Source organism: Alitiscatomonas sp. (assembly GCF_037242085.1).
GTDB classification, from domain to species: Bacteria; Bacillota; Clostridia; order Lachnospirales; family Lachnospiraceae; genus Alitiscatomonas; species Alitiscatomonas aceti.
Genome location: NZ_JAXXBR010000116.1, coordinates 1 through 13,872, shown reverse-complemented (window position 1 = coordinate 13,872; position 13,872 = coordinate 1). Strand labels below are relative to the sequence as shown.

General features: G+C 53.1%; 15 protein-coding genes and 1 pseudogene. All 16 read right to left on the bottom strand.

What is annotated here, in order from left to right; all coding sequences use genetic code 11:
* On the bottom strand, nucleotides 1–331 hold a 331-nt coding region (gene rpsI, locus WIH05_RS12155), incomplete at its 3' end, for a 30S ribosomal protein S9 (protein ID WP_337425449.1).
* 26 nt (nucleotides 332–357) lie between these two features.
* Nucleotides 358–792 carry a 50S ribosomal protein L13 gene (gene rplM / locus WIH05_RS12150; protein WP_022272449.1) on the bottom strand — a complete coding sequence of 145 codons (435 nt, stop codon included), beginning with the start codon at nucleotides 790–792 and terminating at the stop codon, nucleotides 358–360.
* Nucleotides 793–971: 179 nt separating this feature from the next.
* The gene (locus tag WIH05_RS12145) at nucleotides 972–1,799 is read right to left on the bottom strand and encodes a putative hydro-lyase (RefSeq protein ID WP_022272448.1); all 828 of its coding nucleotides are present in this window, start codon (nucleotides 1,797–1,799) and stop codon (nucleotides 972–974) included.
* Between the two features lie 11 nt (nucleotides 1,800–1,810).
* The gene (locus WIH05_RS12140) at nucleotides 1,811–2,908 is read right to left on the bottom strand and encodes a biotin-dependent carboxyltransferase family protein (RefSeq protein ID WP_337425447.1); all 1,098 of its coding nucleotides are present in this window, start codon (nucleotides 2,906–2,908) and stop codon (nucleotides 1,811–1,813) included.
* A complete protein-coding gene (gene pxpB / locus WIH05_RS12135; protein WP_262426706.1) occupies nucleotides 2,908–3,639 on the bottom strand; it encodes a 5-oxoprolinase subunit PxpB in 732 nt (243 codons plus the stop codon). Before pxpB ends, WIH05_RS12140 begins: the two co-directional genes overlap by 1 nt.
* A gap of 72 nt (nucleotides 3,640–3,711) precedes the next feature.
* Nucleotides 3,712–4,476, bottom strand: a complete 765-nt coding sequence (locus WIH05_RS12130) for a 5-oxoprolinase subunit PxpA (RefSeq protein WP_337425446.1) — start codon at nucleotides 4,474–4,476, stop codon at nucleotides 3,712–3,714.
* Between the two features lie 383 nt (nucleotides 4,477–4,859).
* A pseudogene (gene truA / locus WIH05_RS12125) lies at nucleotides 4,860–5,597 on the bottom strand (tRNA pseudouridine(38-40) synthase TruA); the annotation flags it as partial.
* 42 nt (nucleotides 5,598–5,639) lie between these two features.
* Nucleotides 5,640–6,440: an energy-coupling factor transporter transmembrane protein EcfT gene (locus tag WIH05_RS12120; RefSeq protein WP_337425445.1), complete on the bottom strand. Its 801-nt coding sequence runs from the start codon at nucleotides 6,438–6,440 to the stop codon at nucleotides 5,640–5,642.
* A complete protein-coding gene (locus tag WIH05_RS12115; protein ID WP_158358108.1) occupies nucleotides 6,434–7,321 on the bottom strand; it encodes an energy-coupling factor transporter ATPase in 888 nt (295 codons plus the stop codon). Before WIH05_RS12115 ends, WIH05_RS12120 begins: the two co-directional genes overlap by 7 nt.
* Nucleotides 7,322–8,188, bottom strand: coding sequence for an energy-coupling factor transporter ATPase (locus WIH05_RS12110; RefSeq protein WP_022272441.1), 867 nt, complete (start codon nucleotides 8,186–8,188; stop codon nucleotides 7,322–7,324).
* 195 nt (nucleotides 8,189–8,383) lie between these two features.
* The gene (locus tag WIH05_RS12105) at nucleotides 8,384–9,436 is read right to left on the bottom strand and encodes an N-acetylmuramoyl-L-alanine amidase family protein (protein WP_022272440.1); all 1,053 of its coding nucleotides are present in this window, start codon (nucleotides 9,434–9,436) and stop codon (nucleotides 8,384–8,386) included.
* Between the two features lie 18 nt (nucleotides 9,437–9,454).
* Nucleotides 9,455–10,720: an N-acetylmuramoyl-L-alanine amidase family protein gene (locus tag WIH05_RS12100; protein ID WP_022272439.1), complete on the bottom strand. Its 1,266-nt coding sequence runs from the start codon at nucleotides 10,718–10,720 to the stop codon at nucleotides 9,455–9,457.
* 201 nt (nucleotides 10,721–10,921) lie between these two features.
* On the bottom strand, nucleotides 10,922–11,458 hold the full coding sequence (locus WIH05_RS12095) for a L17 family ribosomal protein (protein ID WP_337425444.1): 537 nt from the start codon (nucleotides 11,456–11,458) through the stop codon (nucleotides 10,922–10,924).
* Nucleotides 11,459–11,593: 135 nt separating this feature from the next.
* The gene (locus WIH05_RS12090; protein ID WP_022272437.1) at nucleotides 11,594–12,556 is read right to left on the bottom strand and encodes a DNA-directed RNA polymerase subunit alpha; all 963 of its coding nucleotides are present in this window, start codon (nucleotides 12,554–12,556) and stop codon (nucleotides 11,594–11,596) included.
* A gap of 159 nt (nucleotides 12,557–12,715) precedes the next feature.
* The gene (gene rpsD, locus WIH05_RS12085) at nucleotides 12,716–13,309 is read right to left on the bottom strand and encodes a 30S ribosomal protein S4 (protein ID WP_022272202.1); all 594 of its coding nucleotides are present in this window, start codon (nucleotides 13,307–13,309) and stop codon (nucleotides 12,716–12,718) included.
* A gap of 15 nt (nucleotides 13,310–13,324) precedes the next feature.
* Nucleotides 13,325–13,726, bottom strand: a complete 402-nt coding sequence (rpsK, locus tag WIH05_RS12080) for a 30S ribosomal protein S11 (protein ID WP_022272203.1) — start codon at nucleotides 13,724–13,726, stop codon at nucleotides 13,325–13,327.
* Nucleotides 13,727–13,872 lie beyond the last annotated feature (146 nt).

Sequence of the window (13,872 nt, the reverse complement as noted above, 5' to 3'; positions counted from 1 at the left end):
TCATACGCGGATCTCTTGTTAAGAAACCAGCTTTCTTTAATACCGGACGGTACTCAGCGTCTGCATGAAGCAGGGCTCTGGAGATGCCGTGACGGATAGCGCCAGCCTGTCCGGAGCATCCGCCGCCGCGAACGTTTACTAATACGTCGAACTTGTCAGCTGTCTCAGTAGCAACAAGCGGCTGACGAACGATGAGCTTTAAGGTCTCAAGACCAAGATACTCGTCGATGTCTCTCTTATTGATAGTGATCTTACCTGTACCCGGAGTAAGATATACTCTGGCGATAGATTTTTTTCTTCTTCCTGTTCCGTAGAATTTTGCGTTAGCCATTGTGATTTCCTCCTTTCAGACCTCGATTAAAATTTGATTTCTAATACTTCCGGCTTCTGTGCTGCCTGCTCGTGGTCAGCGCCAGCGTATACGTGAAGCTTAGTCATCATGCTTCTTCCTAACGGTCCCTTCGGGAGCATACCCTTAACTGCTAACTCAACAACCTTCTCGGGCTTCTTAGCCATCATCTCTTTTAATGTGGTCTCTTTCATTCCGCCCACATAATCGGAGTGGCTGTAATATACCTTCTGGTCTAACTTCTTACCTGTTACTTTTACCTTGGAAGCATTTACTACGATCACGTAGTCGCCGCAGTCGATGTGAGGAGTGAAGATCGGTTTGTTCTTTCCTCTTAATACCTTAGCTACTTCAGATGCTAAACGTCCTAATGTATATCCCGTAGCGTCAACTACATACCATTTTCTTTCGATTGTTGCCGGACTAGCCATAAAGCTCTTCATGGGTTGACCTCCTGTTTGTGCTTAACTCAACTTTGTTCATTTATCGTAAAACACTGCTTCCGGGGCTTTGGTAACAGTATTTTCAACCGATGTCACAGTTATACATTATATTATACTCTTCCGGGTGTGTCAACCATTTTTTCTCGAAATCCAGCCGAAAAATCAAGGTTTTTCCGGTTTTACTCCGCCTTCCTCTTCCGTGCCTCCAGGTATCCGTTGAGCTCAGAATTTTTAATATCCGTGATAAACATATGTCCGGGCGCATGGGTAATGACCACCGGCGGCTTTGCATGCTCCACTGCTGCCTGAGGGGTCACGCCGCAGGGCCAGAATACGGGGATCTCTCCCTCATAGAGATCCACTGCATCGCCGTAATCCGGCTTCATGATGTCCCTGATCCCAATCTCCGCCCCATCTCCCATATGGACCGGAGCACCATGGACATTGGGCATCTTTTCTGTGATCGCATACGCCTTTCTTGCATTCTCCGGCGTCATGGGCCGCATGGAGCAGACCATGGGGCCTTCAAAGGGGCCGGCCTTCACAGTCTCTATATTCGTCTTATACATGGGCACGTTCCGGCCCTGGGCAATGTGGCGTACCTGGATCCCAGCCTCCATCAGCGCCTCCTCAAAGGAAAAGGAGCAGCCGATGAGAAAGCCCGTATATCCCTCTTTCCAGTATGCAGACGCGTCTGTAAGCTCTTTTGTGAAGACTCCGTTTTCATAGACCCGGTACCTGGGGATATCTGTAACGATATTGGCTCCCTCTCCCATATCATGGGTCTCCGGCGTTCCCCGGACGATCTCCAGAACGGGGCATGCAAACGGATTCCTTCTGGTAAACTCTTCAAAATCCGCCGCATACTCCGGCGGCAGGATCACCAGGTTCGCCTGGGCGTATCCCCGACACATACCGGCAGTGGGAAAATCGATCACTCCCTCCCGGATCAGCGCCCGTACCTCTGCCGGGGTCTTATCCACATACGGTGTAATATCAAAAGCCATCTCTTCCTCCTTTACCGGAACTGTTCTGTTTCCCGCTTAAGCTCCACCAGGAATTCTGTTCCATTGACCACCACCCGGTAGGTCCCATGGTCTCCCCAGTACCTCCGGTCCTCGTTTACCGCTGCTGCCAGTCCCACTGCCTGTAACTCTGATGCAGACTCCGCAGGGCAGTTCAGCTCTTTCTCCAGCCGTTTCAGATAATCCCGCCACTGACAGTATAGCTCCTGGGCCTCTTCGATCCCTATCTTCTTAAAGCGGACCGTATGGCCGGGCATGCACTGGGCCAGCTCCGGAAGGTCCACGGAGATCACACAGGCGATCTTTGTATATCCGCCGGTGGTCTGGTGGTCTGCCATCATCACAATGGGGTTTCCATGGGACGGCACCTGGACCGCGCCGAAGCTGATGCCGTCAGTGATGATGTCTCCGCCGTTTTTATGGGCAATGACTGGTCCCTCCATCCTGCAGCCCATACGGTCATACTCGTTGGAAATGGTATAGGCGCTTCCTAAAAACGTGGAGATCCCTTCCTCTGTAAAGCAGTCGTCCTGGGGCCCCATGACCACCCGCAGCGTATGCTCTCTGGAGGAAAGCTCCGGAAGGAGAAGCTTTCTAGCGGCCATGTTGGGAAGCCAGGTCTTTGGCGACCGGAAGCCGATCTCATCTCCCGCTCCCAGCTTTCTTCCTTCGATCCCGCCGATCTTCGCCTTCAGGTTGGTGGAGCGGCTGCCCATGACCACGGGCACGTCAAGACCGCCTGCAAACGCCACGTAAGCCCGGCTTCCTCCATACATGCCGCCGAAGCTTACGGTCTGCCCCGCCTTTATAAGGACCGCCTCATACCGGGGCAGGGGATTTCCGTCCACCTTTGCGCCCAGGTCGCCGCCGGTAACAGCGATCAGCTCATCCTCTGTAAATTCCATTATGGGTCCCATCATGGTCACTTCCAGGACCGCCTCGTTTTCATCGTTTCCCACCAGAATGTCCGCCAGTGCCGCAGCCCTGGTGTCCATGACGCCGGACACGGCCATTCCCGTTTCCTGGCTGCCGTAGCGGCCCATGTCCTGGACCGTTGTGAGGAAACCTCCGTTCAGGATCCGGATCCCCATTACTCCACCTCCTTATGGAAGACCACATACTGGTACGTGCCGGCCTCCACCTGCTTTTCGATGGCTTCGTACTCCGCCTCGTCCACTGCGCGGAATTTTATATACTGGCCGGCCTCCAGGAGCACCGGCTTTTCCCGTTCTGCATCGTAAAGCTTCAGAGGCGTCCGTCCGATCAGCTGCCAGCCGCCGGGAGACGCCACCGGATAGATCCCCGTCTGCTCCCCGGCAATGCCCACAGAGCCTCCCTCGATCTTTACCCGGGGGCTTTTAAGCCTCGGCGCTGCGATCTCCCGGCTCATGCCTCCCAGGTACGGGAAGCCGGCGATAAAGCCCAGCATATAGATCAGATATTCCCCGGACGTATGGATCCTTACGACCTCCTCCGGGGTCTTATGGTTATGGGCCGCCACAAATTCCAGATCCGGCCCCATGTCCCCGCCGTAGAGCACAGGGATCTCGATGACCGACGGCGGCGGGATCTGGATGCTGTCCATGGTCTCCAGGACTGCGTCAAACTTCTTTGTCAGCTCCCCGAACCGGATCACCTCCGGCCTGTACACCACTGATAAGGACCGGTAGGTGGGGATGGTCTCCACCACTCCGTCTATGGCTTCCTTTTCCAAAGCGATCTTAAACGCCCGGATCCTCCGGTTGATCTCCGGGCTGATCTCATTTCCAAATTCCACGCAGACCGTGCAGTCGCCGGAAACCAGATATTTTATCTTTTCCACAGCAGAATCTCCCCTTTCTTTCCGCAGGCCGTCCGGCTTTCCCAGGCCGCCGGTCCGCGTCCCCGCCTGATCTTACCGCTCCGCCAGGCTCCGTACCTCCACGCCCTCGGCGGCCAGGGCTTCCCGGATATTTTTCACAAATTCCAGGGCCTTGGGATTGTCCCCGTGGACGCAGATGGAGTCGGCCCGGATGGCGATCTCGTGTCCGTTTATGGTCTCCACGGTCCCTTCCTTTACCATCCGCACCACCCGGCGGATGGCCAGCTCCTCATCCTTTATGACAGCGCCGGGAAACTTTCTGGACACCAGGGTCCCATCGTCATTGTACGCCCGGTCCGCAAAGACCTCGCTGGCTGCCTTAAGGCCCGTTTCCTCTGCTGCCTTCACCATCCAGGAGCCAGCCAGCCCCATGAAGATGATATCCCTATCCACCTCATATACAGCCTCGCACATGGCCCTGGCCAGCTTTTCATCCACTGCCGCCATATTATAAAGGGCTCCGTGGGGCTTCACATGCTGGAGCTTCATTCCCAGGCTCCCAGTAAAGGCCATGAGAGCTCCCAGCTGGTATTTCACATAGGCCTTGGCCTCCTCCGGCGTCACGTTCATGTTCCGGCGGCCAAAGCCCATAAGGTCGGGAAAGCCCGGATGCGCGCCCACCGCTGTTTTGTATTCCCTGGCCATGGCCACCGTCTCTGCCATGACCATGGGATCTCCGGCGTGCCAGCCGCAGGCCACATTGGCGGAGGACACATACTTTAAGATCTCCCGGTCCATGCCGATGGTATAATTTCCAAAGCTCTCTCCCAGATCACTGTTTAAATCCACATAATACATATACCTGTCCCTCCTGTTTCGCTCTTTTTTCCTACTGCTATTTTATCCGACTTTTCCCCGTAAATCAATAGGACAGCGTCCAATGTCCCCTAAACCAGGCGTTTTTCCACAGCCCTCCACCGGCCGTTCTCCGCCTGCACCAGACGGTAAAAGCCATATGTCTCCGCTCCGTTCAGCCCGCAGGCCTCCGGCGCTTCTACGAACACAGTCTCCGCGCCGTTCCAGTACGCCTGGTGGACCATGCGGCGCACCAGCCGGATCACCTCCTCCGGCTCGCAGAAAAGGATCTTAAGCACCGAGGTCTTCGATGTTTCCAGCTCTGCCTGGTCCAGGATGTAGCTCCAGTGCTCATTTTCTCCGGTCACCATAAGAGCCGGTTCCTTTTCATATTCGATCCCCACCATGGTGAGCCCTCTGGCCGGGGCCGTTTCCCCTGCCTCCTTCCTGTCCCTGGCCTCCAGGATCTCCTTCACATGCTCCGGCGGCCAGACTCCCATGCCCACTTTCATTAAGGTCCCGGCAATGATCCGGACCATGTTGTAGAGAAATCCGCTGCCCTTTAACCGGATGGTGATGATATCATCCGTTCCCCGGTCCACTGAAATATCATAAAGAGTCCGCACCGTCTCCTCCGCCTGATGGCCGGAGGAACAGAAGCTGGAGAAATCATGCTCTCCCAGAAGATATGCGGCTCCCTGGCGCATCTTTTCCACATCCAGGCTGTAATAACAGAAATGGGCGTACAGCCGCCGGGTGGGCACGCTGATGCGGCAATTTAAGATCTTATATTCATACGTTTTTACGCTGTTCTGCTTTCTGGGATGCCAGTCCAGGGGCACCTCCTCCGACTCCAGCACCCGGATATCCTCCGGCAGCTTCTGGTTCACCGCATAGCAAAGCTTTTCTCCCGGAATCCTGCTTTCCGTGTCAAACACCGCCACATTCCCCAGGGCATGGACGCCGGAGTCCGTCCGGCTGGCCCCGATAACGCAAACAGGCTCTTTCAGAAGTTCTGAAAGAGTCCCATTTAAAATTTCCTCAATGGTAACGCCGTTGGGCTGCAGCTGCCAGCCGCAGTAGCCCGTCCCGTCGTATGCCACAGTCATTTTTATCCGTTTCATAAAATGATCCCTCAAAATATTCTATATCGATCCCATCTCCCGTTACGCTGCGGCTTTGGCCGCCAGGAACAGCAGGAAATATCCGGCATAGACCAGATATGTGATCCTGTCTCGCTTTTCATAACGGAGAGGCTTCATCTTTGTGCGCCCCTCGCCGCCGCGGTAGCACCGGGCTTCCATGGCCATAGCCAGATCTGTGGCCCTCCGGAACGCGGAGATGAACAGCGGCACCAGGAGAGGCACCATGGCCTTGGCCCTCTGGATCAGATTCCCGCTTTCAAAATCAGCCCCTCTGGCCATCTGGGCCTTCATGATCTTATCGGTCTCCTCAATGAGGATCGGAATGAACCGCAGGGCAATGGACATCATCATGGACACCTCATGGACCGGGACTCCGATCTTTCCCATAAAGCCCAGGCTTTTTTCCAGACCGTCGGTCAGCTGGTTGGGCGTGGTCGTAAGGGTCAGGATCGTGGAGCCCAGCACCAGGAAGATCAGACGCACCGCCATAAAGGCCGCAAATTCCAGGCCTTCCCAGGTCATCTGAAGAAAGCCGATCTTAAAGATCGGTGTTCCCGGTGTCAGGAACAGATTGAAGCTGACGCTGATGAGGAGCAGGATCACAATGGATTTCAGCCCGCGCACCATAAATTTCATCGGCACCCTGGACAGGCGGATGGCGGCTGCCAAAAACAGGGCGGCCAGGCCGTAGGCCCATACAGAATCCGCAATGAACAGCGTCACGATATATACCAGGGTCCCGAACAGCTTTGTCCTGGGATCCATCCGGTGGAGCACCGAGTCCACCGGGTAATACTGGCCCAGCGTAATATCTCTTAACATGTCTTATCCTCCCCGCAGCAGCCGGTCCCTTTGGCCTTTTTCCACAGGGCCAGGATCGCATCCCGCGCTTCCTCCACCGTGGTGATATCCTCATCCACCGGGATCCCCCGCTCCCGCAGGGCATGGACCACATAGGTGATCTGGGGAGCCGCCAGGCCCATGGCCTCCAGCTCCTTATAGTGGCGGAACACCTCCCTGGGCGTCCCATCGAAAACCTTTTCCCCATGGTTCATGACCACCAGACGGGATACGTACCGGGCCACGTCCTCCATACTGTGGGACACCAGGATCACCGTCATGCCCTGTTCGGCATGGAGCCTTGCCACCAGGCCCAGGATATCGTCCCGTCCTTTGGGATCCAGGCCTGCTGTGGGTTCGTCCAGGATCAGTACCTCCGGCTTCATGGCCAGGACTCCCGCAATGGCCACCCGGCGCTTCTGGCCTCCGGAAAGCTCAAAGGGGGACTGCTTATAAAAGCTCTCGTCCAGGCCGGTTAAGGCCAGAGCCTCCCTTGCCCGGGCTTCTGCCTCCTCCTGGGACAATCCCTGGTTCTTCGGCCCAAAGCATACGTCGGTGAGCACATCCACCTCGAAAAGCTGGTGCTCCGGATACTGGAACACCAGGCCCACATGGCTCCGCAGCTCCTTCATGGAAAAGCCTTCTCTGTAAATACTCTCTCCATTATAGAGGATATCGCCGCTGCTGGCCTTTAAAAGTCCGTTTAAATGCTGGGTCAGCGTGGATTTTCCCGAGCCTGTATGGCCGATCAGGCCGATAAACTCCCCGTCTCTGATGGTCAGATCCACGTTTTTCAGCGCGTACTGTTCAAATATGGTATCCTGTCCATAGATATGGCACAGGTTTTTTACTTCGATTGCCATTTAAGCCTCTTTTCTTTTTAACAGCGGCTCCAGGGCCGCCACCAGCTCGTCAATGGTCAGGATCCCGCAGGGGATCTCCATGCCGGCGGCCTTCAGCTCATCGGCCAGCTCCGTCACCTGGGGCACGTCCAGGCTGTATCGTTTCAGTTCCTTCACCCGGGAAAACACCTCCCTGGGCGTTCCGTCCATGACCACATGGCCTGCATCCATGACCACCACCCGGTCCGCGTCGATGACCTCCTCCATATAGTGGGTGATCAGAAGGACCGTGATCCCTTCCTGTTTGTTGAGCTCATGGACCGTTTTTATGACTTCCTTGCGGCCGTTGGGGTCCAGCATGGCCGTGGGCTCGTCCAGGACGATGCACTGGGGCTTCATGGCCATGACGCCTGCAATGGCCACCCGCTGCTTCTGGCCGCCGGAAAGCTTATTGGGCGACTGGAGACGGTACGCCGTCATTCCCACGGCTTCCAGGCTCCGGTCCACCCGCTTCCAGATCTCGTCTGTGGGCACGCCCATATTTTCCGGTCCAAAGCCCACGTCCTCTTCCACCACATTGCCGATGATCTGGTTATCCGGGTTCTGGAATACCATGCCGGCGGTCTTCCTCACGTCCCAGAGATGCTCCTCGTCGCTGGTCTTCATGTCGGAAATATAGACCGTTCCATCCGAAGGAAGGAGGATCCCGTTCATCAGCTTGGCAAAGGTGGATTTTCCAGAGCCGTTATGGCCCAGAATGGCCACAAAGCTCCCCTCCTCGATATCCAGGTTCACCCCCCGGAGGGCATGGCTCACCTCGTCCTTATCTGTCTCTTCATCGTGTCTGATATAGTCAAATATCAGATTTACTGCTCGTATGATTCCCATAGCTGGCCTTTCTTTCCAGGCAGGTCCCGGCCGGAACGCAGCAGGCTGCCTGTCTGATCCGTTTTCCAGATTGTTTACTCGTTCCTAAAGTGTAGTTGATAATTTCCGGTTCGTCAAGAGATTTTACAAAACAAATCGCAACAGTGGGCCGCACAGCTTCCGCCATACCGCCCACGATTTATTTTTCATATTTCCTTATTCCACCCAGAGGCCGCTGGGATCCAGCCTGCAGCCGTCTATTACCGTATCTGCCGCCATGGACCCGTCACTGTTTAAGTAGTACCACTGGCCTGGAGAATCCATGATCCAACCCACGGCCATGGAGCCGTCCGGATTCAGATAATACCAGACGCCGTCCACCTTCTGCCACCCGGTGAGCATCACGCCCTCCGGATCCATCCGGTACCAGATCCCGTCTATCTGTCTCCAGCCGGTAGCCGCAGTTCCATTCTCATCGAAGTAGTACCACTGGTTCATGATCTTATACCACTGGTCCTTTACTACCTCACCGTCCGCGCCTTCATATTTCTTCCCATCCGTATAGGTTCTCCAACGGCCCTCCGTATCTCCCATATCGTCCAGAAGCTTTCCTGATGATGTGAGATATTCGCTGGACTTCATATATTTCCTATCGGAATCGTCTTTAGCCATGGAACGGATTTCATAGTAATAGCTGCCCTCTTTTGTCATATATTCCGAAAGATCCTTTGACGTTCCTGTGGCAGTGATGTTCCGAACCAGATATCCGTCCCGGTAGAGACGGATCCCATAAGCCGTGGCATGATCTGCTTTCTTCCAGACTGCCTTCTGGGGATTTTCCGCACTCCATCCGGCCTCCTCCGGGGAGTCCAGCTGGACCACCGGGTAATAGCTTGCCTTTATAATGGCCGTATCCCCGTCTCCCTTTGCAGAGGTCAGCCTGGCTCCGGAGATCTTGCAGGACTCCGCTCCATAGCTGGAGAGGAACTCCCGGCCGCCGTCACTGGAGACCTCAATGACAGCCGTTACCTTCTTTCCAGGCTTCCACTGATCCGTATCCTTTTCCCAGGTAACGGAATCGATGGAGATCCCGGCGCTCACACAGGTGATCTCCGGCTCCACGATCACTCCCAGCTCATACTGATCCTCAAACCTCAGGTTCAGAGAGCGGACCGTTCCAGCCGCCAGCACCGGTACTGCCGCACAAAAGCAGAATACGCCGGCCAGCATAATGCTGGCCAGCCCTTTTATCCTAAATCCTTTTACCATAAGTTGAAACCTCCTATTTTACGGCCGTTTCCACACGCCGTTCATATCCACATAAAAGCCGTCGATGACCTCGTTGACCGCCTTATGGCCGTCGGGATAGAAGTAATAGATCTGGTCGTCGATGGTCTGCCAACCGGTCACCATGGCTCCGCTTCCATTCAGATAGTACGCCTTATCGCCAAGCTGGATCCAGCCCACAGCCATGGCCCCGTCATCCTTCAGGAAGTACCAGACATTTTTATCCAGAAGCCAGCCGGTCCTCATGGCTCCGCTGGTATCCATATAATAGTAGATCCCGCTCCGGAGCTGCCAGCCGGTCAGCATATCGCCGTTGCCGTCAAACAGATACCAGACGCCGCTGATCTTTCCCCAGCTGTCACGGATGTAGGTCCCGTCGGGATACCGGAAGCGCCACCGGCCGCTTCTCTCGATCCAGCCCACCTGGTTTCCGACGTTATCCCAGCCGTCCCGGTCGTACCAGTCTTCCCAGTCGTTTTTATCATCCTTATCCTGACCGGAGCCATCGGATACCTCATCCTCATCCACATAGAGCTCGTCAGAGGTGACCCAGTCGCTCTTTTTCGCATATTTGGAAACTGAGCTGTCCGCCGGTACGGCCCGCACACGGAAGGTATACGTTCCTTCAGATGTCATATAGGGATAAAAGTTATAAGAGGAGGTGTGCAGGTCCGTTACCTTTTTTATGGTCTTGGAACCCCGGTACAGATACACGTCATAAGCCGCATCCTCCACCTTCTCCCAGTCTGCATAACCGAATTTAGAGCTGGTGTATTTTCCGCTGCTCCAGTATGCTTCCTCAGGCTCCTCCAGGTCGCCCTTGGCCGGATCGGTTTTTACCGTCACCAGAAGCTTGCCGCTTCCCTGTCTCTTGGCACTTACAAAATCTCCGCCTCTTACAGTCACCTTGGAAGAAGAGTAGCTGGAGCTGAACCGGTAGTCGTTGAGTGTTTCCAGAGTGATCTTAATGGTGTAGGTACCTCCAAGTCTTGCCTCGTCCACCTTGGATCCCCATTCTGCTGAAACGATCTCATATCTTTCGTTGCTTGGGATTTTTACCTCATAGCCCGTATCACCTGTATATCCATAATGAAGGGCTGGAAGATCCTCTCCGGGAACCGGAGCCACATCTAGGGTAATGCTGATACTCTTTACATAATCCGTAGACGCAAGGGCCGTCTGGGCTCCCAGGGCTGTCATAAGAACTGCGGCAAAGAGCACTCCCATCCATTTTCTGATCCTCATATTTTTTAATGTCTGTTTCATGGTCGTCCCCCCTGTTCACTGGTTATCCTTTCCTTATTTTCTACAATCATTATACCTTCCAGGGCCATACTCCGTCAACTTAAGATATTCTTTCATTCCTGTGGCAAAAGTGTGAAAAATCGTGGCAAAAATAAGGCAGACGGCCTCCGGGAAACATTTCCCAGTGAACGTCTGCCTTTGATGGTACGATATGAACTATGATTAAACTAACTCAAGAAGAACTGCCATAGCGCCGTCGCCCTTACGCTGGCCGATCTTTACGATACGGGTATATCCACCGTTGCGGGAAACGTACTTGGGAGCGACCTCGTCGAATAACTTAGCCGGAAGATCAACCTTCTTTGTGTTTCTCTTTCTGCCTGCTGCAGCAGTCGGAACGTTTGTTACACCGTACAGAGTCTTTAACATCTGTCTTCTTGCGTGAAGTCTGGACGGCATATCCTTCTTGATCTCCTTCTCAACTTCATCGTAAACGGTTACTTTCTTTCCGTCAACAACCTCTTTGACTCTCTTGCCGTCTTTGTCCTTGCGGGCAACCTTGGCTGTAACCTTTACAGTCTCGAAGTTATCTTTTTCCTTCACTGCCAGAGCAATGATGCCCTCAGCAATCTTCTTTACTTCTTTGGCTCTTGCCTCAGTGGTAACGATCTTTCCATGATATAAAAGATTTGTTACCTGGCTTCTTAACATAGCCTTTCTCTGATCAGAAGTTCTTCCAAGTTTTCTGTAACCTGCCATGATTTTAATCCTCCATTTGTGGGACAGCCATCCACGCATCTTCTGGTCTTACTGGACAGCCGCCGTATTTCCATAAATTGTCCTGCGCCGGGACGCGCATCTTTGGTCTTACCGCCCCAGTGCTGTTTCTAAAAATTACTGCTCGTCGCTGGAATTGAGCTGTAAGCCCAGCTCCTTTAACTTTGCCAGTACCTCTTCCAGGGACTTTCTTCCAAGGTTTCTCACCTTCATCATGTCCTCGGAGGTACGGCTGCAGAGCTCTTCAACTGTGTTGATGCCTGCTCTCTTGAGACAGTTATAGGAACGAACGGAAAGCTCCAGCTCGTCAATGTTCATCTCAAGAACTTTTTCTTTTTCATTATTCTCTTTCTCCACCATAACCTCTGCGGTCTTGGCGTTTTCAGAAAGATCGATAAAGAGATTCAGATGCTCGCTTAAGACCTTCGCTGCAAGGCTCACGGCCTCATCCGGATCAAGCGTGCCGTTGGTGTAGATCTCCAGTGTCAGCTTGTCATAGTCTGTCATCTGACCCACACGGGTATTTTCAACAGCCATGTTGACACGCTCAACTGGTGTATAGATGGAATCCACGGCGATCACGCCGATGGGAAGGTCGTCGCTCTTGTTCTTATCAGCACTTACATAGCCGCGGCCGTTGGTGATGGTAAGCTCCATATAGAACTTACTGTCGGCTCCGCCGCTTAAGGTGGCGATGACCTGCTCCGGGTTTAAGATCTCGATGTCAGCGTCCGTCTGGATATCGGCGGCTGTGATGACACCCTCGCCCTCAAACTCGATGTAGGCGGTCTTCGGCTCGTTTGTATCGCTGTTATTCTTGATCGCTAAGCTCTTAACGTTCATGATGATCTCAGTCACATCTTCCTTGACACCGGAAATGGAACTGAACTCATGCAGAACTCCGTCGATTTTCACCTGGCTGACAGCAGAACCCGGTAAAGAAGAAAGCATGATTCTTCTCAGGGAGTTACCCAGAGTTGTACCGTAGCCCCTCTCCAGCGGCTCTACGACAAACTTCCCGTATTTCTTATCTTCAGAAATTTCAGCAATCTCAATGTTTGGTTTCTCAAAATCGAACACAAAAAGCCCCTCCTTTTGGGTATGCTTTGGCTCAAAAAAGGCCCGGAGGACCTTTTTTTACATGCTGGGCAACAAAATGCCGCGAAGCGGCGGCCCACAGAAACCAGGCCCGTATAAAACAGGCCGGGCCCCGGCAGCTGCCGCTTCGGTGAATCATTTTTATTTGGAGTATAACTCTACGATGAGCATCTCATCAACCGGAACGTCGATCTCTTCTCTTGTGGGCAGAGCTTTCACTGTACCCTTTAAGTTCTCCTGGTCAACCTCTAACCAGGCCGGGATCAGACGGCCAGCAGTCACGTCAAGGATCATCTTGTATCTTGTGTCGCCTTTGTGCTTCTCTTTGATTTCGATCACATCACCGGCTTTTACAAGATAAGACGGGATGTTTACGCACTTGCCGTTTACAAGAACGTGCTTGTGGTCAACGATCTGTCTTGTCTCTTTTCTTGTTCTGCCGAAGCCCATACGGAACAGAACGTTGTCAAGTCTGCTCTCTAACAGGATCATCAAGTTTTCACCAGTCTGTCCGTTTAAGCGCTCAGCTTTCTTGTAGTAGTTGCGGAAAGGCTTCTCAAGCACACCGTAAATGAATTTTGCTTTCTGCTTTTCTCTTAACTGAAGGCCGTACTCACTTACTTTCTTGTTGCCTTTTTTGGATTCTCTGTTGGATTTTTTATCTATTCCTAAATAAATGGGATCAAGACCAAGGGATCTGCATCTTTTAAGAACAGGAACTCTATCAACTGCCATTGTTTTTCCTCCTAATTAGACTCTTCTACGTTTGGGCGGGCGGCATCCGTTGTGCGGAACCGGTGTTACGTCCTTAATGCTTGTTACTTCCAGGCCACATGCCTGAAGGGCACGGATCGCAGCCTCACGGCCAGAACCAGGTCCTTTTACCATAACGTCAACGGACTTTAAACCATGTACAAGAGCTGCCTTAGTTGCAGTTTCTGCAGCCATCTGCGCTGCATATGGAGTAGATTTCCTTGAACCTCTAAATCCCAGACCGCCTGCACTTGCCCAAGATAAAGCATTTCCCTGTGCATCTGTTAATGTCACGATTGTGTTGTTAAAAGATGACTGGATGTGCGCCTGTCCGCGTTCAACGTTTTTCTTAATACGCTTTTTTGTCACTTTCTTTGCAGTGGACACTTTTTTAGCCATTTTAAACTAACCTACTTTCTCGAATATTGAACCCTGTTTCCTGTCTTTAAAACATGCAACGTGATTCATTTTCACCTACTGGTTACAAAACTTATTTCTTCTTGTTTGCTACTGTCTTTCTCGGACCCTTACAGGTTCTTGCGTTT